Source organism: Pseudomonas sp. GW823-FHT02C05, from assembly GCF_058797595.1.
This window is the reverse complement of the sequence record NZ_JBXAJU010000002.1, coordinates 640,507-662,366: the sequence shown is the minus strand read 5'-3', so window position 1 is coordinate 662,366 and position 21,860 is coordinate 640,507. Positions and strand designations below refer to the sequence as shown.

Sequence of the window (21,860 nt, the reverse complement as noted above, 5' to 3'; positions counted from 1 at the left end):
GAACATTTGTGTTCGATTACCGCCCAAAAAGTGTTTCGTCCAATTGATTGGCCCTGATCCGCGACGCACCATTCCCGGCACCTGGACACACCAATAACAACAGGTCCGATGCCATGCCCCCACGCCCTGCCCGCTGCGGCTGATACCTCTGGTTCCACCCTGCTCCCCTGAAACCTGTGCCCAGACCCTTTGCGCGGCACTGGCCAGCTGCACCCCTAACAATTAGAGAGACCGACGAATGAAGCCAAGCACCCCGCCGTCCTACCTTCTGCCCAGCCTCCTGGCCCTGGCGCTGAGCAGCACCGCCCTGCCGGCACTGGCCGCAGAGTCGGGCTTTCTCGAAGATGCCCAGGCCAACCTGACCCTACGCAACTTCTATTTCAACCGCAACTTCACCAACCCGACCAAGGCCCAGGGCAAGGCCGAGGAATGGACCCAGAGCTTCATCCTCGATGCAAAATCCGGCTTCACCCAGGGCACCGTCGGTTTCGGCATGGACGTGCTGGGCCTCTACTCGCTGAAACTCGACGGCGGCAAGGGCACCGGCGGCACCCAACTGCTGCCCCTGGATCACGACGGCCGCCCGGCGGACAACTTCGGACGCCTGGGAGTAGCCTTCAAGGCGCGGCTGTCTCAGACCGAGGTCAAGGTCGGCGAATGGATGCCAGTGCTGCCGATCCTGCGCTCCGACGACGGCCGCTCGCTGCCACAGACCTTTCGCGGCGGCCAGATCACCTCGAAGGAAATTGCCGGCCTGACCCTCTATGGCGGCCAGTTCCGCGCCAACAGCCCGCGTGACGACAGCAGCATGAGTGACATGAGCATGTTCGGCAAAGCGGCCTTCACCTCCGACCGTTTCAACTTCCAGGGCGCCGAATATGCCTTCAACGACAAGCGCACCCAGATCGCCCTGTGGAATGCCCAGCTCAAGGACATCTACAGCCAGCAGTTCGTCAACCTGATCCACAGCCAACCCCTGGGCGACTGGACCCTGGGCGCCAACCTGGGCTTCTTCTATGGCAAGGAAGACGGCAGCGCCCGCGCCGGCGACATGGAGAACCGCACCTGGTCCGGCCTGTTCTCGGCCAAATATGGCGGCAACACCTTCTATGTGGGCCTGCAGAAGCTCACTGGCGACAGCGCCTGGATGCGGGTCAATGGCACCAGCGGCGGCACCCTGGCCAACGACAGCTACAACGCCAGCTACGACAACGCCAAGGAGAAGTCCTGGCAGGTGCGCCATGACTACAACTTCGCCGCGCTGGGCGTTCCCGGCCTGACCCTGATGAACCGCTACATCAGCGGTAGCAACGTGCACACCGCCACCGTCAGCAACGGCAAGGAATGGGGCCGGGAAAGCGAAGTGGCCTACACGGTCCAGAGCGGCACACTGAAGAACCTCAACCTGAAGTGGCGCAACTCCACCATGCGCCGGGACTTCAGCAACAACGAGTTCGACGAGAACCGCCTGATCATCAGCTATCCCCTCAGCCTGCTGTAAGCCCCTCCAACACGGGGCCGAGCCAAAAGGCCGGCCCCTGCAGTTGTCGGCCTTGAACCGTGGCGCCCAAGGAGAGGTCCGCTGGTCGGGCTTAGTAAAAAAAAATCCAATACACAGATAAAGTAAAGGGGTATTCACTTCAGGCGGGCAGTGCTCGCTTCCAGGAAAGGAAACCTATCGATTCAGTTACGTTATCCATCGGATGTCGTACGTGAAGCTGACGTAGCCTTGGAGGGTCTGCGTTATGAGCAAGCACATCGTCATTGTCGGAGGAGGTGTAGGCGGTACCATCCTGGCCAATCAACTGGTCAGCAAGCTCTACCCGGAGATACTCAGGGACGAGGTCAAAATCACCCTGCTGTCCGAATCGCCGGATCATTTCTACAAGCCCGCCTTCATGTATGTGGCGTTCAACCTGTTCTTCCAAGAAGAACTCAAGCGACCCGAACGCTCCCTGCTACGCCCCGAAATAACCTTCCGGGTCGACCCCGTCACCCGCTTCGATTTTGCCGGCCAGAGCCTGCACACTCGCAGCGGCAAGCGTCTTGGCTACGATTTCCTGGTGATCGCCACCGGCTGCGTGCCGGCACCGGAACGGATCGAGGGGCTCAAGGAAGCCGGCGACCACTTCTACCAATACCAGCCTGCCCGGCAACTGGCACAGCGCCTGAGCCGGATCGACAAGGGCCGGGTGTTCATCACCGTGTCGTTTCCGCAAACACCCAATGTTCCTCATCAATGCGGCATCGCGCCGGTAGAAACGACCCTGATGCTCGATGACTTCCTGCGGCGGCGCGGAGTACGGGATCGGGTCGAGATCATCTACACCTACCCCAGCACCGCGCAGCTACTGCGCAATTGCCTGTTCCTGCAACGCCCGGTCGGCGAGGTACTGCCGGATATCTTCGAACAGAGGAACATCCGCTTCCAGCGCGGCTTCACCCTGGCCAGGGTCGACCCGGACCGGCGCATCGCCTACTCGGAGGAAGGCGCTGAGCAGCCTTTCGACATTCTCATGGCCACCCCGCCGATCCGGGCCGTGGACGCCGTGCTCGAATCCGGCGCGTCTCAGGCACAGGGCCAGGAGGGCTGGTTGCCGACCCATCACGAAACCCTGCAAGTCTATGGCCTGGAGCGGGTCTATGTGATTGGCGATACCGTCGACCTGCCGATCAGCAAGGCAGGCGGCGCCTGCCACAACCAGGCCCCGGTGATTGCCAACAACATTGCCGGAGAAATCCGCCTGGGCTCTCCCGAGGCGGTTTATGACGGTAGGGTCCAGGCGGTCGCGCAGATGGGCCTCAATGCCGGCATGCCCCTTTGGTACGACTATGCCCACGACGTTCTGCCCACCCCGTCGAGCAAGTTGGGTGGCCTGCTGCGCACCGGATTCAATCGCGGCCTGTACTGGGCCGTAGCCCGCGGAATGCTTTGACCCTGCACAGGGAGGAGACAACGCCATGGACAGCTTTGATCCAAGCATGCCTGGTCCAAGGGCGACCCAGCCTGAAGTCGCCGGCACACCAGGCCTGGAAGCCCTGATGAAAAAGCTCCAGCCGCTGCTGGACAGCGCTCGCCTGGACAACATGGTCGACCTGTTGTCCCTGCTTTGCGATCTGATCGACATGCTCGATCAGGCAATGATCGAAAAACTTGCGCAACAGTTCGAAGAAGCCACCGCTGCCACCTGGATGCTGGGCAATGCACTACGCATGGCCAAGGCCGAAACCTCAGCGCAAGGTACCGCTCCCAGCCTGTACGGGCTGCTCTCGCTGCTGCGTGAGGAGGACACGCGACGTGGTGCAGCCCTGCTCCTCAGAACCCTGAATGTCATTGGACGACAACTTTAAAAAGGATGTTTACATGAGTACCAAGCCTCAGCCGACCACGGCCAGGAACCTCAGCACCCAATGGGATCCCCAGGCCTACCAGCAGTTCGTGCGCCTGCGAGAACGACCGGCGGTCGAGCTACTGGATCATGTCGCCCTGCAGCACCCCCATCACATCTACGACCTGGGTTGCGGAACAGGTATCGCCACTCAACTGCTGGCGCAGCGCTGGCCCTACGCGGAGCTGACAGGCGTGGACAGCTCCTCGGAAATGCTTGCCGAAGCCAGCTGCCTGCCGATCAAGGCGCTGTGGCGCAGGTGCGACCTGCTGCAATGGAAAGCCGAACAGCCTGCAGACCTGTTGTTCGCTGCCGCAGTGCTGCACTTCATGAGTGACCACGAACACCTGCTGCCGCGCCTGTTGAACCAGCTCAACCCCGGCGGCTGCCTGGCGGCGCATATGCCCAATTGGCGCGACGCCCTGTGGTATCAGTTGATACTCGAAAGCCTGGAACAGGCAGGACCGGACGGCAAGCCGCTGGGCACCCCGGAGTTGCGGGCGTTCATGGCCGAGCGCCGGGTACTGTCGCTGGATAGCTACTACCGTTTGCTGGCGCCCCTGACTCGGGAACTGGACATCTGGGAAACCGAACACCTGCAGGTCGTGGAAGGCCAGTCGCCGATCTTCGACTGGGTCAAGGTCTCGGCCTTGCGCCCCGTACTCCTGAGCCTGGACGAGCGGCAACGACAATGCTTCCTCAACCATTACCTGGCACGGGTACATCGCTACTATCCGCCCGAAGGCGATGGCCGGACGCTGTTCCCGTTCAAGCGGGTGTTCATTCTGGCCACCGTCTGAAATCGCGCGGTGCAGCCCCGGCGCCTCAACTGCGGGATTCGATGCCCAGTTCGTCCCACACCGATTCCGCCAGGTGGAAGGTGGCGTTGGCCGCCGGGATTCCGCAGTAGATCGCGCTCTGCATGATCACTTCCTTGATCTCGCTGCGGCTCACCCCATTGTTGGCGGCGGCCCGCAGGTGCAGCTTGAGCTCCTCGTTGCGGTTCATGCCGATCAGCATGGCGATGGTGATCAGGCTGCGGGTGTGTCGCGGCAGGCCCGGGCGGGTCCAGATGTCGCCCCAGGCATGGCGGGTGATCATTTCCTGGAACTCCGAGTTGAACTCGGTCAGGGCATTGAGGCTGCGGTCTACATGGGCATCGCCCAACACCGCGCGGCGAACCTGCATGCCTTCGTCATAACGCTGTTTCTCGTCCACAAAGGGCTCCTTGAATCGACTCTCAGGCCAGCAGAAAATCCACGACCCGGGCGCTGAAAGCGTCGCCGGCCTGGACGTTGGACAAATGCGCGGCATAGAACTCGGCATACTCCGCGCCCGCCACATGCTGCTGGATGAAATGCCCGCCGGACGGTGGTGTCACGGCGTCTTCAGTGCCGGCAATCACCAGGGTGGGCACCTTGATCGCCCCCAGCTGTTCACGGAAATCCGCGTCCCGCACCGCCGCGCAGTTGGCCGCATAGCCTTGCGGCGAGGTGGCCGCGAGCATGTCGGTGATCAGCTTGGCCTGGTCAGGGTGAGCTTCGGCAAAGTCGCTGGTGAACCAGCGGGCGATGGAGGCATCGCGCAGTGCCACCATGGCTGCCTGGCCGTCACGTAGCACGGTCTCGATCCGCGGGTTCCATACGGACGGGTCGCCGATCTTCGCCGCGGTGTTGCACACCACCAGCTTGTGCAGACGCTCGCCGGCATTGATCCCCAGCCACTGGCCGATCAGCCCGCCCATGGACAGGCCACAGAAATGTGCACGCTGGATATCCAGCGCATCCAGCAGCGCCACCACGTCGCGGCCCAGTTGCTCGATGCTATAGGGACCTTCGGTGACCAGGGAACGGCCGTGGCCACGGGTGTCCATGCGCAGCACCTGGAAGTGCCGGGTGAAGGCCGCCATCTGCTTGTCCCACATGTGCAGGTCGGTGCCCAGGGAGTTGGACAGCACCAGTACCGGCGCGCCCTCGGGCCCTTCGAGTTGATAGTGCAGTTCGCCCTCGGCGAGTTTCACGAATCCCACAGCAGTCTCCTTCAGGCCTTCAAGGCAAAATGTTCAGCCACGGCGCGCTCGACCCAGGCCTGCGCCTGGCCCAGGTAGTGCGCCGGGTCCAATAGACGATCCAGGTCCGCCGCCGACAGCTCGGCGGTAACCTGGGAATCCTCCCCCAATACCCCACGCAGATGGCGTTTCTCGGCCACTGCGCGCTTGCAGCATTGTTCCAGCAGATGGTGGGCGGTTTCCCGCCCCAGGCGCTGGGCGAGGGCAATGCTCACCGCTTCGGCCAGCACCAGGCCCTGGGTCAGGTCGAGGTTGTGCGCCATGCGCGCGCTGTCGACCTCCAGGCCTTCGGCCACCAGCAATGCTTGTTGCAACGCGCCAGACACCAGGCAGCAGATCTCCGGCAGGGTTTCCCATTCGGCGTGCCACAGGCCCAGGCTGCGCTCGTGCTCCTGGGGCATGGCGGCAAACATCGTCGCCAGCAGGCCGGGAACCCGGGTCGCGGCGCTGATCAGCACCGCCGCGCCCACCGGGTTGCGCTTGTGCGGCATGGTGGACGACCCGCCCTTGCCCGGCGCCGAGGGCTCGAAGACCTCCGCCGCCTCGGTCTGCATCAGCAGGCTGATATCCCGCCCCAGCTTGCCCAGGCTGCCGGCCAACAGGCCCAGCACCGAAGCGAACTCCACCAGGCGGTCGCGCTGGGTGTGCCAGGGCTGCTCCGGCAAGGCCAATTGCAGCTCGTCGGCCAGGGCCTGGGCAATCGGCAAGGCCTGCTCGCCCAAAGCCGCCAGCGTTCCGGAAGCGCCGCCGAACTGCAGCACCAGCAAACGCGGCTTGAGCTGCTGCAGGCGCTCGCGGCTGCGGGTCAATGCCCCCAGCCAGCCGCCGATCTTCATCCCCAGGGTCACCGGCGTGGCATGTTGCAGCCAGGTGCGGCCGGCCATCGGGGTCGTGGCGTAACGTTGGGCCTGGGCAACAAGGATGTCCCCCAGGCGCTCCAGGTCCTGCTCCAGCAGGAGCATGGCGCGGCGCAGTTGCAGCACCAGCCCGCTGTCCATCACGTCCTGGCTGGTGGCCCCCAGGTGCACAAAGCGCTCGGCCTCGCCATCGCTGCGGGCGATCTGTCGGCCCAGGGCCTTGACCAGGGGAATGGCCGAGTTGCCGGCCGTGGCAATCGCCTCGCCCAGCATCTGGAAGTCATACAGCCCGGCATGGCAGGCGGCCTCGATGGGCGCTACTGCACTGGCCGGGATCACCCCGACGCGGGCCTGGGCCCGGGCCAGGGCGGCTTCGAAATCGAGCATGGCCTGGACCCGCCCCTGATCGCAGAACACCCCGCGCATTTCCCGGGCAGTAAAGTAGGCATCGAACAACTGATTGCTCGCAGTCAGGGTCATAAACAGTCCTTGGCAAACCTGCGCCCGAGCCGGGCGCAGGTACACAGGTCAAAGGTCGTGGTGCAGGTAGGCGGCCTGTTTCGGCAGGCGCAGGCTGAACAGGAAGGCAATCGCCATCATCGCCGTGACATACCAGTAAAAGGTGTTTTCCATGCCCATGTTCTTGAAGTTCAGGGCCACCCATTCCGCCGAGCCACCGAAGATCGCATTGGCCACCGCATAAGCCAAGCCCACCCCGAGTGCGCGCACTTGCGGCGGGAACATCTCGGCCTTCACCAGGCCGCTGATGGAGGTGTAGAAACTGACGATGGCCAGGGCCAGGGTGATCAGCACAAAAGCCAGGAACGGGCTGGTGACGGTCTTCAAGGTCAGCAGGATCGGCACTGTGAACAGCGTACCCAGGGCACCGAACCAGAGCATCGAGTTACGCCGGCCGATCTTGTCCGCCAGCATGCCGAACAGCGGCTGCATGCACATGTAGAGAAACAGCGCGCCGGTCATGATGTAGCTGGCGGTCTTGGCGTGCATGCCCGCGGTGTTCACCAGGTACTTCTGCATGTAGGTGGTGAAGGTGTAGAAAATCAGCGAGCCGCCGGCGGTGTAGCCGAGCACGGTGATAAACGCCGCCGAGTGGTTCTTGAACAGCGCAGCGATGCTGCCGGCGTCCTTGTCCTCACGGATTTCCTTGCTGGTGGTTTCCTTCAGCGAACGGCGCAGCAGCAGCGAGATCACCGCGGCGATGGCACCGATCACGAAGGGAATGCGCCAGCCCCAGGCCTTGAGCTCGGCCTCATCGAGAAACTGCTGGAGGATCACCACCACCAGCACCGCCAGCAGTTGCCCGCCGATCAGGGTCACGTACTGGAAGGAGGCAAAGAAGCCGCGCTGGCCCTTGAGCGCCACCTCACTCATGTAGGTGGCGGTGGTGCCGTACTCGCCGCCCACCGACAGGCCCTGGAACAGGCGCGCCACCAGCAGCAGGAACGGCGCCCAGGCACCGATGCTGGCGTAGGTCGGCAAGAAGGCGATCACCAGGGAGCCGGCGCACATCATCAGCACCGAGATCATCATCGAGTTCTTGCGCCCATGACGGTCGGCGACCCGGCCGAACAGCCAGCCGCCGATGGGCCGCATCAGAAAGCCGGCGGCGAACACCCCGGCGGTGTTGAGCAACTGCACCGTCGGATCGTCGGAGGGAAAGAAGGCCGGGGCGAAATAGATGGCGCAAAAGGCATAGACATAGAAGTCGAACCATTCCACCAGGTTGCCGGAGGAGGCGCCGACAATGGCAAAGATCCTTTTGCTGCGTTCCTCTCCGGTGTAGTGACTTGTCGTTGTTGTCATGGTTTTTTCACTCATGGGGGACAGTGTGAGTCTAGACACACTTGGCAACATTCCCGTTCCCTGCGGATAGCGCCCTGCCCTCTCCCGGGCAGAGGTCAATCGACCCTATCAACCTGTAGCGACTGTAGCCGCTGCCAAGCCACGGCGAGGCTGCGAAAAGGCCCGGAGGGCCTTGCTTGACGGTCTCAAGCCGAACCCCTGCCGGTCTCAAGCCCGCCGCGCCTGCTACGCAACCCGCGGCAGTGGCCACACAAGGCCGGGTCAGTAGTCGAAGAACACGGTTTCGGCGTCAGTACCCTGGAGAATCACGTTCCACTGGTAGTGACCGTCAGCATCGGCCTTGGCCAGCAAGGTGCCTCGGCGCTCCTCGGGCACGCAGGCCAGCAGCGGATCGCTGACGTTGGCCGGCTCCCCCTCGAAGTAGATGCGGGTCAGCAGGTGCTTGACCAGGCCACGGGCGAACACCAGTACCACCAGATGCGGGGCCTGGGTCGTGCCTTTCAGGCCCGGCACCGTGCCCGGCTTGATGGTGGTGAAGCGAAAGCGCCCTTCGGCGTCCACCGGCACCCGGCCAAACCCCTGGAAGTTCGGGTCCAGGGGTTTGTCCTGATCGTCTTCGGGGTGGCGGTACTTGCCGGCGGCGTTGGCTTGCCAGACTTCCAGCATCGCGTCGTTGACGAAGTTGCCGTTGCCGTCCACCACCTGGCCGGTGATCGCCACCCGCTCGCCCAGGGTGCCTTCCTCGGTCAGGTCTTCGCGGTTCAGCCAGGTCAGGCCGATGTGGTAGTAGGGGCCGACGGTGTGGGATGTAGTCGCGGTCAGGGTCACGTTATTTCTCCATCGGCGTGGCGTCGCGGCCGCGCAGGACAATGTCCCAACGGTAACCGAGGGCGTAGGAAGGAATGGTTTTCTCCAGGTCGAAGCTGGCGATCAGGCGTTCCTTGGCGCGGGTGTCCGGCACGCAGTTGTAGATCGGGTCATAAGCCAGCAGCGGGTCGCCAGGGAAATACATCTGGGTCACCAGGCGGGTAAGAATGCTCGGCCCGAACAGCGAAAAATGGATATGCGCCGGGCGCCAGGCATTGTGGTGGTTGCCCCAGGGGTAGGCCCCAGGCTTGATGGTCTGGAACTGGTACCAGCCGTCGGCGTCGGTAACGGTGCGCCCGGTGCCGGTGAAGTTCGGGTCCAGGGGCGCATCGTGCAGGTCGCGGTCGTGGTTGTAGCGACCGGCCGCGTTGGCCTGCCAGATCTCCACCAGGATGCCCGGCACCGGCAGGCCGTTCTCGTCCAGAACCCGGCCATGGATGATGATGCGCTCGCCCTGGGGCTGCCCTTCGTGCTGGGCCGTCAGGTCGTTGTCCCGCTCCTGGATCGACTCGGCGCCGATGCTCGGGCCGGTGATTTCCGACAGCGAGTGGGGAATGAACACCAGCGGCTTGGACGGCGAGCGGGTGTTGGTCGACTGGTAGGCCGGGTGCAGGTAATCAGGCTGAGTGCCCGCTTGCGGGCGCCGGTAACCGGGCTTGTCACTCATGGTGGTTCCTCGTTCTCTTCTTATATAAGGCAGGCAGTCAAACGCGCTCGATAGCCAGCGCCAGCCCTTGGCCGACGCCGACGCACATGGTCGCCAGGCCTTTTTTACCGCCGCTCTTTTCCAGCTGATGCAAAGCCGTCAGCACCAACCGCGCGCCGCTCATGCCCAGGGGGTGGCCCAGGGCAATCGCGCCGCCGTTGGGATTGACCTGGGGCGCATCGTCCGCCAGGCCCAGCTCGCGCAGCACCGCCAGGCCCTGGCTGGCGAAGGCTTCGTTGAGTTCGATCACGTCGAAGTCGCTGACCGCCACGCCCAGGCGCTCGATCAGCTTGCGCACTGCCGGCACCGGGCCGATGCCCATGACCCGCGGCGCAACCCCGGCGCTGGCCATGCCCAGTACTCGCGCACGTGGGGTCAGGCCGTGTTTCTTGACGGCTTCGGCCGAGGCCAGGATCAGCGCCGCCGCACCGTCGTTGACCCCGGAGGCATTGCCGGCGGTGACGGTCTTGTCCGGGCCGTTGACCGGCTTGAGCTTGGCCAAGGCTTCCAGGGTGGTGTCGGCACGGGGATGCTCGTCCTGCTCCACCACTGTCTCGCCCTTCTTGTGGGCGATGCGCACCGCAACGATTTCCTCAGCGAAGAAACCGGCGGCCTGGGCCGCCGCGGCACGCTGCTGGCTGCGCAGGGCGAAGGCGTCCTGGTCAGCGCGGGACACTTTGTAGTCATCCGCCACGTTGTCGGCGGTCTGCGGCATGGCATCCACACCGTACTGGGCCTTCATCAGCGGGTTGATGAAACGCCAGCCGATGGTGGTGTCTTCCAGCTTCATGTTGCGCGAAAAGGCGGTATCGGCCTTGCCCATGACAAAGGGCGCGCGGGACATGGACTCGACGCCACCGGCAATCGCCAGCTCCATCTCGCCGCTGGCAATGGCGCGGAACGCCGTGCCGATGGCGTCCATGCCCGAGGCGCAGAGACGGTTGAGGGTGACGCCGGGCACGCTGTCCGGCAGGCCCGCCAGCAGCAGAGCCATGCGCGCCACGTTGCGGTTGTCCTCGCCGGCCTGGTTGGCGCAGCCGAGGAACACCTCGTCCACGGAGCTCCAGTCCACGCTGGGGTTGCGCTCCATCAAGGCCTTGATCGGCAGCGCCGCCAGGTCGTCAGCGCGCACTGTCGAGAGGCCGCCACCAAAACGGCCGATGGGGGTGCGAATGGCATCGCAGATGAATACGTCGCGCATCAGGCTTCTCCAGGGGCTTGGCCATGGGCCGCGGCGGTGCGCGCTTCCAGGTCACGCAGGGCGGTCAGTTCAACCTCGGTGGGTGCTGCGGTCTCGGCCACCTGGTCGGCGAAGCGGATCGCCCAGCCAGTGGCGGCCACCACCTGCTCGCGGGTCACGCCCGGGTGCAGCGAAGTGACGATGAATTCGTGGGTACCGGCTTCCGGCTCCATGATGCACAGGTCGGTGATGATGCCCACCGGCCCCGCCCCTGGCAGGCCCAGGCGCTTGCGCGAATCGCCGCCTTCGCCGTGGCCGACCGAAGTCACGAAGTCGAGCTTGTCGACGAAGGAGCGCGAGGATTGCTTGAGGATGATCAGCACGCTCTTGGCCGAACCGGCGATCTCCGGAGCACCGCCGGCGCCCGGCAGGCGCACCTTGGGCCGGTGGTAGTCGCCGACCACGGTGGTGTTGATATTGCCGAAACGGTCGACCTGGGCCGCGCCAAGGAAACCCACATCGATGCGCCCGCCCTGCAGCCAGTAGCGGAAGATCTCGCCGGTAGGCACCACGGTGTCGGCGGTTTCCGCCAGTTCGCCGTCACCGATGGAGAGTGGCAGGACGCTGGGCTTGGCGCCGATCGGGCCGGACTCGTAGATCAGCACCACGTCCGGTGATGAGGTCAGGCGTGCCAGGTTGGCGGCCTTGGACGGCAGGCCGATGCCGACGAAGCACACCGAGCCGTTCTGCAAGCGACGGGCCGCGGCCACGGTCATCATTTCATTGGTGGAGTAGGTCATTACTGGGCCTCCGAAGCTGCGGCCAGCTTGGCCTGGAATTCGCTGAAATCGGCACTGCCGTGGATGTATTCGTTGATCCAGGCGGTGAACGCCTCACGGTCGCGGGCGATCGGGTCCCAGGCCTGGTAGAAGCGGTTGTCGCGCTCGGAGTAACCGTGGGCGTAGGACGGATGGGCGCCACCAGGCACATGGCAGACCGCGCTCAGCGCCCAGGTCGGCAGTACGCAGGCGTTCATCGGCGCGTTCAGGTCGTCGACGATTTCCTCGACGGTGACGATGCAGCGCTTGGCGGCCAGGGCGGCTTCTTTCTGTACCCCGAGAATGCCCCACAGCAGCACGTTGCCCTTGCGGTCGGCCTTCTGCGCATGGATTACCGTGACGTCCGGGCGCACCGAAGGCACCGCCGCCAGCACTTCACCGGTAAACGGGCAGGTCACGGTCTTGATCAGGGGGTTGACCTTGGGCAGGTCGGAACCGGCGTAGGCCCGCAGGACGGCAAAGGGCAGGCCCGAGGCGCCGGCGACATAGGCGTTGGCCAGGTCGGCGTGGCTGTGTTCCTCGATCTCCAGGGGCTGTGGCCATTGCTTTTCCACGGCGTCGCGCAGGCGGTGCAGGGAGCCCACGCCCGGGTTGCCCCCCCAGGAGAAAATCAGCTTGCGAGCGCAACCGGCACCGATCAACTGGTCGTAGATCAGGTCAGGGGTCATGCGCACCAGGGTCAGGTCTTTCTTGCCCTGGCGGATGATTTCATGACCTGCGGCCGTAGGAATCAGGTGAGTGAAGCCTTCGAGCGCGACGGTGTCGCCGTCGTTGACGAATTGCTTCACCGCGTCGTGCAGCGAAAGGATTTCAGCCATGGATGGGGTCTCCCGATTGTTATTCAGCGACTGGAGAAAAAGGCGCTCTGGGCGCGCCGCAGTGACTGAAGATTAAGCCGGGGCCAAACCCCAAACAATCCGATAATCGACTGAGCGTTCGATTATCGAACAGATTGTTGCAGGGCTATCGATTGCTTTTCCTCAACCCCGCAACAGCCCTGCCGGCCTTCTGGGGCCGCTGCTGCGGGCGAGGATAACGTTCGAAGAACCCTCTGCGCCCTTCAGGAGCAGCGGGCCCTTCGAGCCCGGTCGCAGCCTGCGGCAGCGGCTACAGGGTAGTCCGCGGTCAGGTCGCGTCTGCGTGACTGACCATGCCCTTGATCACCACCGCGGTGGTGGCCAGGGCCGCCGGAATCACCAGGGCGGTCAGCACTTGTTCGAAGTTCCAGCCCAGGCCCAGCAGGGTCGCCCCCATCCACGCGCCGAGAATGGCGCCGAAACGGCCAATGCCAAGCATCCAGGAGACCCCGGTGGCACGCCCCTGGGTCGGGTAGAAGCGCGCGGCCAACGACGGCATTGCCGATTGCGCACCGTTGACACACATGCCGGCGATCAGCACCAGGGTGGCCAACAGGGTGATGTTGCCCAGGCTCTGCCCGACGGCGTAGGCAAAGACCCCAGCCAGCAGGTAGAAACAGCCGATCACCTTGTGCGGGTTGAAACGGTCCATGGCCCAGCCCACGGCCACCGCGCTGAGGACGCCGCCAAACTGGAACAGGGCGCCGATAAAGGCCGCCTGTTCCATGCTCGCCCCGCTGTCGCGCATCAGGGTCGGCAGCCAGCTGGTGAGCAGGTAGACAATCACCAGCCCCATGAAATAGGTCAGCCACAGCAACAGGGTGCCGACGCTATAGGTGCCGGAGAAAATCACCGCGAACACGTTGCGCGCCTTCACGGTCTTCTGTTCCGGCACGCTGAAGCTGCCAGCCTCGCCGACTATGGCCGGGGCAATCGGCGCCAGGGTCTTGCGCACCTTGTCGGTGCCGCGATTACGCACCACCAGGTAACGCGCGGACTCCGGCAGCCAGAGCACCAGCACCAGGGCCAGGATCAGCGGCAGGACCCCGCCGATCAGCAGCAGGCTGTGCCAGCCGAAGGCCGGGATCAGCTTGGCGGAAATGAAACCGCCGCCGGCCATGCCCAGGTTGAAACCGCAGAACATGCTGGTCACCAGCAACGACTTGTGGCGTTCGGGGGTGTATTCGGAAAGCAGCGTGGTGGCGTTGGGCATGCCTGCCCCCAGGCCCAGGCCGGTAAGGAAACGCAGGACCAGCAACTGGTCGACGTTGGTGCTGTAGGCCGAAGCCAGGCTGAAGGCACCAAACAGCAGCACCGCCCCCACCAGCACCACCTTGCGGCCGAAACGGTCGGCCAGGGGGCCGGAGCCCAGGGCGCCGAAGACCATGCCGATCAATGCAGCGCTCATGACCGGGCCGAGGCTGGCGCGGTCGATGCCCCAGTCCTGGGACAGCGCCGGGGCGATGAAGCCCATGGCCGCGGTGTCCAGGCCATCGAGGAAGACAATCAGGAAACACAGGATCACCACGCGCCACTGGTAACGGGACAGCGGCTGGGCATTGATGAAGGACTGCACATCAAGGCAGTTCCCTACAGCGGATTGGGGTTGGTTCATTGTTGTTATTTCCACGCTAAAACGCAGGCGAGCACAGGCCGCCAGGGCTGATCAGGTCACTAAAGGGGTGGCGATATCAGGCGATGCGAGCGGGACGGCAGGAACGGTCGCGGCAACGATGCAGGGAAAGCGTGCTCATGAGTGTTGGCCTCTTCTTTATTATTGGGCGGGCCACCAGCGGCGGGCGAAGATGCCAGCTTGCCGCCGATGACGCTGCCGCGACATTAATGAGCCAGGGGAAACAGCGTCAATTCGCCAAAGGCGTATCTGTGCGTTTATCGAACAGCTTAAGCAAACAACTGCGCGCTCAGATCGCGGCTGGCGCTCAGCAAACCGGGGAGAAAGCGCTGCTCCAGCTCGGCACGGCTGACCCGCCCGGCGTGGGTACTGACGTTCAGCGCCGCCAGCACCTGGCCGGAAGCGTCATACACCGGTACCGCAATGGAGCGCAGGCCCTGCTCCAGTTCCTGATCAACGATGCACCAGCCCTGCTGGCGCACTTGCTGCAGGCACTCCAGCAAGGCTTCCGGGGTGTGCAGGGTGCGGCTGGTCTTGGCTTGCAGGTCCGCATGGTCGAGGTATTCGTGCAGCGACGAATCGTCCAGGGCCGCGAGAAGGATGCGCCCCATGGAGGTGCAATAGGCTGGCAAGCGGCCGCCGACAGACAGGTCGACCGAGATCAGCCGCTGGGTCGTGGCGGAACGGGCGATGTAGAGAATGTCGTCGCCTTCCAGGGTGGCCATGTTGCACGCCTCGTGCAGTTGCTCGCTCATGCGGTCCAGGTAGGGCTGGGCGGAGACCGCCAGAGGCGTCGACGAAAGATAGGCGTGGCCCAGGGTCAGCACCTTGGGCAACAATGAATAGGTACGCCCGTCGGTGGTGGCGTAACCCAGCTTGATCAGGGTGTGCAGGCAACGGCGCACCGCAGCCCGGGGGATTTCCGTGCGATGGCTGATCTGGGCGATGGTCAAGTGCCGCTTGCGCTCCTGGAACGCCTGCACCACCGCCAGGCCCCGGGCCAGAGAGGTCATGAAATCCGGGTCACCGGTCAACGCCTGAATCCTCTTTGCCGCAGACGCCACGATCGGCGGGGCCACTGAGGTAAAGGAATTACGCATCTGATCGTTCATTTCAGGCTCTCTGCGACGAAATTCTTCGGTATTACAAGCCGTATTGGCGAAGAAGCACAAGCTGGGGCCGGCAACATTGGGCGATTATCGAACCATCGACCGATAATCGCAATCCGCCAAGCCTGGCACACGCGGCAGTGAGCCCCTGGGTTTATTGCAAAAAACCATAGTAATAATCACCAGTGGAATGCCCGGTTATCCCGAGTCTTTTGCAACCGACCACTTGCATCAAGATGCAGACTCCCCATATAGACTTGTACCAGCGGAGAAAGAATCAGGCTTTCCTCGTGTAGGAAATGATTAGAACTTTTGTGTCACAAAACGCTCACAATAAAGTTGGTCATTTTAAACTTGCCACCCATAGAGTTATTCTTCGCCGAAGCTATACTGCCGGAGTGAGGAATGTGGAGTCAGTTGCCCAATGCTCCTCTCTCGGGTGGCTTGAGACGGTAATCGGTCACCTGCCGCAAGCGCCTGACCCCTAACCAGATTCGGCCAGCCCGCTTGCAACCAACAACACTGTTGCTACGACAGTTGTTTTCATCCGGTGACGTGGCCGCATGCAATTAACGGCACGCTTGAGAGACTCGAAGTCAAGGCCAGACTGGCACTGACTTCAGCTCTGCGTAGATGCCCGCAAGCAATGCGTCGCACCGGACTGGACCTTCACTCAATTAGGTAACACTGTGACGAAAGATGAACTGCGCGCGGAACTTGAGCGCCAGGAGCAACGTTACAAGGAAGTTTACGGCGGCGAGATCACCCGTTATGCCGCCCAGCCGGAACCTGAACGCAAACCTTGGCGCAAACGCGCCAGTATTCTCGATCAGGCCTTCACCCAAGAACTGCAAAAGATGGAAAAAGAGCTCAAGGCCGAACAGCCGTAATGCTGGCAGCCTGACTCATTCAGGGCTTGCTCTACTTGCCCGCCCGATCATCCCGGCGGCCAGGCAGACCATTGATGCTCGTTACCCCGGGCCCATGGCCATCTCGCCTATCCAAAGCGAGAGAGGCTACCGGGCAAGCCCTTTGGTTGAAATTTCATACATGCGTTTTAACCCTCTGATTTCCGCGCCCAGGCCATCGGATTGACCGCTCGTGCCCAATAAACTCAATGGCTTGCCGTGTTTGAGGGGTATGTGCGAAAACTCTGCTCCCGGTCAGTTTTTTCGTTGAAGAATGTTACCGGCGAGCACCTTGTGCATTGATTAGCGGGGTTTTCTGGCATAATCGCGCCCCCTTATGACCGGGTCAGAAAACCTTCATGATCGATTTATTCAGCGGACTGGATGCTTGGGTGCTTGTGAGCCTCTTGCTCGCCCTGGCTTTTGTCCTCGCCTACGAGTTCATCAACGGCTTTCATGACACCGCAAATGCGGTTGCCACTGTTATCTACACCAAGGCCATGCCGCCGCACCTGGCCGTGTTCTTCTCCGGTGTGTTCAATTTCCTCGGTGTGCTGCTGGGCGGGGTTGGCGTGGCCTATGCCATCGTCCACCTGCTGCCGGTCGAGCTGCTGATCAACGTCAACACCGGCCACGGCCTGGCCATGGTCTTCTCGTTGCTCGCCGCGGCCATTACCTGGAACCTGGGCACCTGGTATTTCGGCATTCCGGCCTCCAGTTCCCATACCCTGATCGGCTCCATCCTCGGTGTCGGCCTGGCCAATGCCCTGCTCAGCGACATCCCCCTGGGGGATGGCGTGAACTGGCAGAAGGCAATCGACATCGGCGCTTCCCTGGTGTTCTCGCCGATGGCGGGATTCATTATTGCAGCGCTGGTACTGATCGGCCTGAAATGGTGGCGGCCGATCTCGAAGATGCACAAGACTCCGGAACAGCGCCGCAAGGTCGATGACAAGAAGCACCCACCGTTCTGGAACCGCCTGGTACTGGTGATCTCGGCCATGGCCGTGAGCTTCGTGCACGGCTCCAACGACGGCCAGAAAGGCATCGGCCTGATCATGCTGGTACTGATCGGTATCGTGCCTGCCCAGTTCGTGATGGACCTCAACAGCACCACCTACCAGATCGAGCGGACCCGCGACGCCACCCTGCACCTGAGCCAGTTCTACGAGCGCAATCACGAGTCCCTGGGTGAGTTCCTGGCCCTGGGCAAAAGCGTGAAAGACGACCTGCCGGGCAAGTTCCGCTGCAATCCGCAGCAAACCGAACCGACCATCGCCGCGCTCCTGAGCAGCCTCAAGGGCGTTTCCGACTACCATTCGTTGTCGCCGGAAAGCCGCATCGAAGTGCGTCGCTACCTGCTTTGCCTGGATGACACCGCGAAAAAGGTCGGCAAGCTGCCAGGCATCTCGGCCCGTGAAAAGGCCGACCTGGACAAGCTGCGCAAAGACCTGACCGCCACCACCGAATACGCACCGTTCTGGGTCATCCTGGCTGTCGCCCTGGCTCTGGGCCTGGGCACCATGATCGGCTGGAAGCGCGTAGTGCAGACCATTGGCGAGAAGATCGGCAAGCAGGGCATGACCTACGCCCAGGGCATGTCGGCACAGATCACCGCCGCCGGCCTGATCGGCCTGGCGAACATCTTCAGCCTGCCGGTTTCCACCACCCACGTACTCTCCTCCGGCGTGGCCGGGACCATGGTCGCCAACAAGAGCGGCCTGCAGAGCGGAACGGTACGGACCATCCTCCTGGCCTGGGTCCTGACCCTGCCGGCGACCGTGGCCCTGTCCGCCGGCCTGTTCTGGGCAGCCTCCAAGATCCTGGGTACCTGATACCCCAGCCGGCAACAAAAAAGGTGCGTCCCCAGGGACGCACCTTTTTTTATGCCTTGAGCTTTCTTGCAGGCAAAAAAAAGGGCAACCGAAGTTGCCCAAAATGCCTTGCGTGCTCGTTGCCCTGGAAAGACTTAAGGCTTCTTGCGCTTATTCGCGTCTTTCCAGATAAAGAATCCAAACCCTGCGAAAAACAGAACCATGAGGCCGACAGTCAGCACTCCGGCGATCACCACATTGTCGAAAAACATGACTGGCCTCCTGCTCTTGCCCTGTTGCGATGGGGCTAAGTTAACCAAACGGGAGGCGGGGGAAATTGACCGGGGTCAATGTCGCCCATGACTGGGCGCGAGGAAGGGGGAATAAGTGACTTGCATCAACAGAAAGCGCCCAGATCAGCGCTTTTTCGGTTTGTTTTTCGGTTTTTTCTTGGCCTTGCCCAAGGGCATGGCGTGCTCGAATGCCTGGCGTACTTCGTTCAGGCGCTTTTCATTGAGATCATGCACGCGCTTGGCACGCTCGGCGTTCAGGTCGATCAGCTTGTCGTCTTGATTCATGGCTTGGCTTGCATCACTCATGGTCTATATCGGCCGCACGCCTTGAAGCAGCGGGCGGCCCTGGCGAATGTGCCAATAATGCGACGTGGCGCCGCACCTGACCAGTGATCAGACCAAGGCGACTGCAATAAAGTCGCTGCCGGGAAGACTTTTTATCCGCACAATGGCCGCCCCTCCCCACAGGAAACCGCATGTGGAAATGCCCAAGCACCTGCCCCCGCTGCTGGCCCTGCGCGCCTTCGAGGCCGTGGCCCGGCACCTGAGTTTCAGCAAGGCGGCCCGGGAACTGTGCGTCAGCCAGAGCGCGGTCAGCCATCAAGTGCACAAACTCGAACAGCACCTGGGCCAGCCGCTGTTTGTACGACGCACCCGGGCCATCGACCTGACCACCGCCGGCGCCAGCTATTACCAACAGATCCAGCCGGCCCTGGAGCAGATCGCCGAAGCCACCCGGACGCTGTTGGCAGCAGAGCCATCGCAGGTTCTGCGCATCGGCCTGCTGGCCTCCTTCGCCACCTTGTGGCTGGCGCCGCGCCTGGCGGACTTCAGCCGCCGCCACCCTCAGATCCAGCTGGAGCTGCAACCGGCCATCAACCTGGCAGATGTGGCCGGTGCCGAGGTCGACCTGGCCATTCGCTATGGCAAGGGCCACTGGCCCAACGTCCAGGCCACACGCTTTCTCGCCGAGCAACTGTCACCGGTGTGCAGCCCCGAGTTCAAGGCCGGGGCCCTGGCCAACGGCACCTTGCTGATGGCCCGCTCCCACCGGCCCTTTGAATGGGACGACTGGAGCAGGCAGAACACCGTCGACCTCAGCCCTCACCCCAGCGTCATGCTCCACGACTACAACATCGTGGTGGAAGCGGCGGTGGCCGGCCAGGGCATCGCCATGGGCCGCCGCCAGTTGATCCGGCGCCATCTTGCCCAGGGCAGCCTGGTGGATGCCTTCGACCTCCCGGCTCTGCACAACGATCAGATCGGCTACTGGCTGGTGACCGCCGAAGGTCCGGCGAATCCGGCGGCGCAGTGCTTCGCCCAATGGCTGCTGGAGCAAGGGAGCGACCCATGAAAAATTCAGATACGTCGGATTAGATCTATCCGTTTGTCGCCCCCAGCCTGAACACCGATGCTGCAAGCCTTCCATTCGAGGACTTGCCATGCGCGACTCTCTGCAGCAACGAGTGCAACAACTGGGTCTTGAACTGCCGATCCCCGGCCAGCCGATCGCCAACTACGTCAACCATGCCCAGAGCCAGAACCTGCTGTTCATCTCCGGGCAAACACCGCAAGCAGAGCAGCATCCCCATCTGCTGGGCCGGCTCGGTGACAACCTCAGCATCGAGCAGGGTGCCCAGGCCGCGGAACTGGCGGCCCTGGCCCTGCTGGCGCAACTCTCGGCGGCCCTGGGGGACGACTTGTCGAGGCTGCAACGCATCAGCCGGCTGGGGGTGTTCATTGCCGCCAGCGCCGACTTCAAGGGCCATGGCCAGGTCGCCAATGGCGCCTCCAACCTGCTGGTCAATGCCCTGGGCGAGAAAGGCCGGCATGCCCGCACTTCGGTGGGCGTCGCCAGCCTGCCTGCCGGCGTCGCCGTGGAGGTCGACGGAATTTTCGAGCTCAAGCCGTGATGCCCCTGAACCCGGACCACATCGCCCGGCTACGGGCGGCCACACCGGGTTGCACCCGGGTCTGCCACTTCAACCATGCCGGGGGGTCCCTGCCCAGCCAGGGCACCCTGGATGCCATGTCCGGGCAACTGCAGCGGGAGGCCCACAGCGGGCCGATGGAAGCGGCCGGCGCCGGCGCCCAGTTGCAGGAGCAGGCGCGACAGACCGCCGCCCGAGTGCTCAACACCTGCCCGCAAGCCATCGCCTTTACCAGCAGTGGTTCGGCGGCCTGGGGCATGGCCTTCAACGCCCTGCCCGCCTGGCAGCCGGGCGACCGGATCCTGGTGGGGCGCCAGGAATGGGCCGGCAACCTGGCCTGCATGGCCCCGGCCGTGGCCGCCGGCGCGCAGCTGGAAGTCATTCCCTGTGACAGCCACGGTGCGGTTTCAGTCCCGGCGCTGGAGTCCATGCTCGACTCCCGGGTGCGCCTCATCGCCTTGACCTGGCTACCGGCCAATGGCGGGCTGATCAACCCGGCTGCAGCCATCGGCCAACTGGCGCGCCAATGGCACATCCCCTACTTCATCGATGCCGGCCAGGCTCTGGGCCAGGTGCCCTGCGACGTGCAGGCGCTGAACTGCGATGTGCTCAAGGGCGCGGGGCGCAAGTACCTGCGCGGCCCGCGAGGCACGGCCCTGCTCTATATAAGGCCCGGCTTCCTCGAGCAGTTGAATCCGCTGCCGCGGGATGTGCTGTCGGCGCCCTGGGACGGCCAGGGCTTCGCTCTGCGCAACGATGCCCGGCGCTTTGAAACCAGTGAAGTGTCGATGGTGCTGCTGGCTGGCCTGGCCAATGCCCTGCAGGAGTTCGAAAGCATCGGCGTGGCCGCCATTGCGCAAAGGATCAATGCCTTGAGCGAGCCGCTGCGCAAGAAGCTGCAGCGCTTGCCCGGCCTGCAACTCCAGGACCTGGGCAGCCCGGGGCAGCAATCGGGCCTGATCGCCTTCACTCTCGAAGGTTGGGACGGGCAGGCACTCAAGGAGGAACTGGCGCGGCGCGGCATCAATATCGGCGCCAATGGCGTCAACTACACACCACTGGACATGCAGGCCCGAGGCCTGGGCAACATTGCCCGGATCGCCTTGAGTTACTTCAATACACAAGAGGAAATCGAGCGCCTGTTGCAGGCCCTCGGGGAACTGGCGGGGAACAAGCGCCCCTAGACCTCGACATCCACCCACAGGCCCTGGCGCGGAGCATCTTCGATCAACGGCACCACCGGCACGGTGTTGTCGGCGTTCAGTTCATCGCCGGGCACTGCCAGGTGCTCTTCGGGGTCGTCCTCGGCCTCACGCTCACGGCGCTGCTTCTGTTGCTGGCGCCGCTGTTCCTCGCGCAGCAGCAGGGCGGACTCCTCGGGGTCGCGCTTTTGCAGGTCGATGGTGCTTTCGTTGGAGCTTTCCTGCACCGGTACCACAGGCGGGATGTCCGGTCGCTGGCGGATCGGATCCTGCTGGGCGGTGATCGGCACGGCACTCAAGGGGAGCATCGGTGGCAGCATATTATTGGTCTCCTGTCGGCAGGCTGTCGGCTGCGGCATGGGCGACTTGAGCCATCGGTCGCA

Annotated in this window: 23 protein-coding genes; 9 read left to right on the top strand and 14 right to left on the bottom strand. The window is 63.4% G+C overall.

The window, feature by feature from the left end:
* Positions 1-238 precede the first annotated feature (238 nt).
* The 4 genes from AC1RGE_RS14045 to AC1RGE_RS14030 all read left to right on the top strand — a co-directional run bounded on the left by AC1RGE_RS14045 (position 239) and on the right by AC1RGE_RS14030 (position 4,189).
* Positions 239-1,501, top strand: a complete 1,263-nt coding sequence (locus tag AC1RGE_RS14045; RefSeq protein ID WP_492584491.1) for an OprD family porin — start codon at positions 239-241, stop codon at positions 1,499-1,501.
* 244 nt (positions 1,502-1,745) lie between these two features.
* Positions 1,746-2,936 carry an NAD(P)/FAD-dependent oxidoreductase gene (locus tag AC1RGE_RS14040; RefSeq protein ID WP_041116335.1) on the top strand — a complete coding sequence of 397 codons (1,191 nt, stop codon included), beginning with the start codon at positions 1,746-1,748 and terminating at the stop codon, positions 2,934-2,936.
* A gap of 25 nt (positions 2,937-2,961) precedes the next feature.
* Positions 2,962-3,351: a helical membrane plugin domain-containing protein gene (locus AC1RGE_RS14035; RefSeq protein WP_041116334.1), complete on the top strand. Its 390-nt coding sequence runs from the start codon at positions 2,962-2,964 to the stop codon at positions 3,349-3,351.
* A gap of 13 nt (positions 3,352-3,364) precedes the next feature.
* Complete coding sequence (locus AC1RGE_RS14030; protein WP_011059668.1) at positions 3,365-4,189, top strand: methyltransferase domain-containing protein; 825 nt, start codon at positions 3,365-3,367, stop codon at positions 4,187-4,189.
* A 25-nt stretch (positions 4,190-4,214) separates the two neighbouring features.
* Here the strand turns inward: AC1RGE_RS14030 and pcaC are convergent, their stop codons facing one another.
* From pcaC to pcaR, 11 genes are all read right to left on the bottom strand, one after another.
* Entirely contained in the window at positions 4,215-4,607 is a 393-nt protein-coding gene (gene pcaC / locus AC1RGE_RS14025; protein ID WP_011059667.1) for a 4-carboxymuconolactone decarboxylase, read from the bottom strand.
* Between the two features lie 22 nt (positions 4,608-4,629).
* On the bottom strand, positions 4,630-5,418 hold the full coding sequence (pcaD, locus tag AC1RGE_RS14020; RefSeq protein ID WP_041116332.1) for a 3-oxoadipate enol-lactonase: 789 nt from the start codon (positions 5,416-5,418) through the stop codon (positions 4,630-4,632).
* Positions 5,419-5,429: 11 nt separating this feature from the next.
* Positions 5,430-6,794 carry a 3-carboxy-cis,cis-muconate cycloisomerase gene (locus tag AC1RGE_RS14015; protein ID WP_011059665.1) on the bottom strand — a complete coding sequence of 455 codons (1,365 nt, stop codon included), beginning with the start codon at positions 6,792-6,794 and terminating at the stop codon, positions 5,430-5,432.
* 48 nt (positions 6,795-6,842) lie between these two features.
* The gene (locus AC1RGE_RS14010) at positions 6,843-8,153 is read right to left on the bottom strand and encodes an MFS family transporter (RefSeq protein WP_255313395.1); all 1,311 of its coding nucleotides are present in this window, start codon (positions 8,151-8,153) and stop codon (positions 6,843-6,845) included.
* A 246-nt stretch (positions 8,154-8,399) separates the two neighbouring features.
* Complete coding sequence (gene pcaG, locus AC1RGE_RS14005; protein WP_492584489.1) at positions 8,400-8,966, bottom strand: protocatechuate 3,4-dioxygenase subunit alpha; 567 nt, start codon at positions 8,964-8,966, stop codon at positions 8,400-8,402.
* A 1-nt stretch (position 8,967) separates the two neighbouring features.
* Positions 8,968-9,672 carry a protocatechuate 3,4-dioxygenase subunit beta gene (pcaH, locus tag AC1RGE_RS14000; protein WP_041116326.1) on the bottom strand — a complete coding sequence of 235 codons (705 nt, stop codon included), beginning with the start codon at positions 9,670-9,672 and terminating at the stop codon, positions 8,968-8,970.
* Between the two features lie 37 nt (positions 9,673-9,709).
* Positions 9,710-10,915, bottom strand: coding sequence for a 3-oxoadipyl-CoA thiolase (pcaF, locus tag AC1RGE_RS13995; protein WP_170866331.1), 1,206 nt, complete (start codon positions 10,913-10,915; stop codon positions 9,710-9,712).
* The gene (locus tag AC1RGE_RS13990; protein ID WP_011059660.1) at positions 10,912-11,691 is read right to left on the bottom strand and encodes a CoA-transferase subunit beta; all 780 of its coding nucleotides are present in this window, start codon (positions 11,689-11,691) and stop codon (positions 10,912-10,914) included. The genes pcaF and AC1RGE_RS13990 overlap by 4 nt, the downstream gene beginning before the upstream one ends.
* Positions 11,691-12,548 (bottom strand): CoA transferase subunit A, encoded by an 858-nt coding sequence (locus AC1RGE_RS13985; RefSeq protein ID WP_011059659.1) that lies wholly within the window; start codon positions 12,546-12,548, stop codon positions 11,691-11,693. Before AC1RGE_RS13985 ends, AC1RGE_RS13990 begins: the two co-directional genes overlap by 1 nt.
* 307 nt (positions 12,549-12,855) lie before the next feature.
* Entirely contained in the window at positions 12,856-14,202 is a 1,347-nt protein-coding gene (pcaK, locus tag AC1RGE_RS13980) for a 4-hydroxybenzoate transporter PcaK (RefSeq protein ID WP_011059658.1), read from the bottom strand.
* Positions 14,203-14,489: 287 nt separating this feature from the next.
* Positions 14,490-15,332 (bottom strand): pca regulon transcriptional regulator PcaR, encoded by an 843-nt coding sequence (gene pcaR, locus AC1RGE_RS13975; protein WP_011059657.1) that lies wholly within the window; start codon positions 15,330-15,332, stop codon positions 14,490-14,492.
* A 686-nt stretch (positions 15,333-16,018) separates the two neighbouring features.
* Here pcaR and AC1RGE_RS13970 point away from each other — a divergent pair.
* Together AC1RGE_RS13970 and AC1RGE_RS13965 are read left to right on the top strand one after the other, a co-directional pair.
* Positions 16,019-16,219 carry a hypothetical protein gene (locus AC1RGE_RS13970; RefSeq protein WP_011059656.1) on the top strand — a complete coding sequence of 67 codons (201 nt, stop codon included), beginning with the start codon at positions 16,019-16,021 and terminating at the stop codon, positions 16,217-16,219.
* Positions 16,220-16,596: 377 nt separating this feature from the next.
* Positions 16,597-18,072 (top strand): inorganic phosphate transporter, encoded by a 1,476-nt coding sequence (locus AC1RGE_RS13965; RefSeq protein ID WP_011059655.1) that lies wholly within the window; start codon positions 16,597-16,599, stop codon positions 18,070-18,072.
* 134 nt (positions 18,073-18,206) lie between these two features.
* Here AC1RGE_RS13965 and ccoM read toward each other — a convergent pair whose 3' ends face one another.
* Both ccoM and AC1RGE_RS13955 read right to left on the bottom strand, forming a co-directional pair.
* Positions 18,207-18,323, bottom strand: a complete 117-nt coding sequence (gene ccoM / locus AC1RGE_RS13960; protein WP_015634423.1) for a cytochrome c oxidase subunit CcoM — start codon at positions 18,321-18,323, stop codon at positions 18,207-18,209.
* Positions 18,324-18,467: 144 nt separating this feature from the next.
* The gene (locus AC1RGE_RS13955) at positions 18,468-18,650 is read right to left on the bottom strand and encodes a hypothetical protein (protein WP_011059654.1); all 183 of its coding nucleotides are present in this window, start codon (positions 18,648-18,650) and stop codon (positions 18,468-18,470) included.
* A 178-nt stretch (positions 18,651-18,828) separates the two neighbouring features.
* On the opposite strand from AC1RGE_RS13955, the gene gcvA reads away from it, so the two are divergent.
* The 3 genes from gcvA to AC1RGE_RS13940 all read left to right on the top strand — a co-directional run bounded on the left by gcvA (position 18,829) and on the right by AC1RGE_RS13940 (position 21,459).
* Complete coding sequence (gcvA, locus tag AC1RGE_RS13950) at positions 18,829-19,698, top strand: transcriptional regulator GcvA (RefSeq protein WP_492584620.1); 870 nt, start codon at positions 18,829-18,831, stop codon at positions 19,696-19,698.
* Between the two features lie 88 nt (positions 19,699-19,786).
* Positions 19,787-20,257 carry a RidA family protein gene (locus AC1RGE_RS13945; protein ID WP_011059652.1) on the top strand — a complete coding sequence of 157 codons (471 nt, stop codon included), beginning with the start codon at positions 19,787-19,789 and terminating at the stop codon, positions 20,255-20,257.
* Entirely contained in the window at positions 20,257-21,459 is a 1,203-nt protein-coding gene (locus tag AC1RGE_RS13940) for an aminotransferase class V-fold PLP-dependent enzyme (protein ID WP_492584618.1), read from the top strand. Before AC1RGE_RS13945 ends, AC1RGE_RS13940 begins: the two co-directional genes overlap by 1 nt.
* Here the strand turns inward: AC1RGE_RS13940 and AC1RGE_RS13935 are convergent.
* Entirely contained in the window at positions 21,456-21,797 is a 342-nt protein-coding gene (locus tag AC1RGE_RS13935) for a hypothetical protein (RefSeq protein WP_011059650.1), read from the bottom strand. The two genes, AC1RGE_RS13940 and AC1RGE_RS13935, sit on opposite strands and share 4 nt — an antisense overlap.
* Positions 21,798-21,860 lie beyond the last annotated feature (63 nt).

Coding starts and splice junctions, on each gene's coding strand:
- AC1RGE_RS13945 (WP_011059652.1), top strand. CDS start 19,787: ATGCGCGACTCTCTGCAGCAACGAGTGCAACAACTGGGTCTTGAACTG.
- pcaK (WP_011059658.1), bottom strand. CDS start 14,202: ATGAACCAACCCCAATCCGCTGTAGGGAACTGCCTTGATGTGCAGTCC.
- AC1RGE_RS14040 (WP_041116335.1), top strand. CDS start 1,746: ATGAGCAAGCACATCGTCATTGTCGGAGGAGGTGTAGGCGGTACCATC.
- AC1RGE_RS14010 (WP_255313395.1), bottom strand. CDS start 8,153: ATGAGTGAAAAAACCATGACAACAACGACAAGTCACTACACCGGAGAG.
- AC1RGE_RS13990 (WP_011059660.1), bottom strand. CDS start 11,691: ATGACCTACTCCACCAATGAAATGATGACCGTGGCCGCGGCCCGTCGC.
- AC1RGE_RS13985 (WP_011059659.1), bottom strand. CDS start 12,548: ATGGCTGAAATCCTTTCGCTGCACGACGCGGTGAAGCAATTCGTCAAC.
- AC1RGE_RS13965 (WP_011059655.1), top strand. CDS start 16,597: ATGATCGATTTATTCAGCGGACTGGATGCTTGGGTGCTTGTGAGCCTC.
- AC1RGE_RS14015 (WP_011059665.1), bottom strand. CDS start 6,794: ATGACCCTGACTGCGAGCAATCAGTTGTTCGATGCCTACTTTACTGCC.
- AC1RGE_RS13955 (WP_011059654.1), bottom strand. CDS start 18,650: ATGAGTGATGCAAGCCAAGCCATGAATCAAGACGACAAGCTGATCGAC.
- ccoM (WP_015634423.1), bottom strand. CDS start 18,323: ATGTTTTTCGACAATGTGGTGATCGCCGGAGTGCTGACTGTCGGCCTC.
- AC1RGE_RS14030 (WP_011059668.1), top strand. CDS start 3,365: ATGAGTACCAAGCCTCAGCCGACCACGGCCAGGAACCTCAGCACCCAA.
- gcvA (WP_492584620.1), top strand. CDS start 18,829: ATGCCCAAGCACCTGCCCCCGCTGCTGGCCCTGCGCGCCTTCGAGGCC.
- AC1RGE_RS14035 (WP_041116334.1), top strand. CDS start 2,962: ATGGACAGCTTTGATCCAAGCATGCCTGGTCCAAGGGCGACCCAGCCT.
- AC1RGE_RS13935 (WP_011059650.1), bottom strand. CDS start 21,797: ATGCTGCCACCGATGCTCCCCTTGAGTGCCGTGCCGATCACCGCCCAG.
- pcaR (WP_011059657.1), bottom strand. CDS start 15,332: ATGAACGATCAGATGCGTAATTCCTTTACCTCAGTGGCCCCGCCGATC.
- AC1RGE_RS13940 (WP_492584618.1), top strand. CDS start 20,257: ATGCCCCTGAACCCGGACCACATCGCCCGGCTACGGGCGGCCACACCG.
- AC1RGE_RS14045 (WP_492584491.1), top strand. CDS start 239: ATGAAGCCAAGCACCCCGCCGTCCTACCTTCTGCCCAGCCTCCTGGCC.
- pcaH (WP_041116326.1), bottom strand. CDS start 9,672: ATGAGTGACAAGCCCGGTTACCGGCGCCCGCAAGCGGGCACTCAGCCT.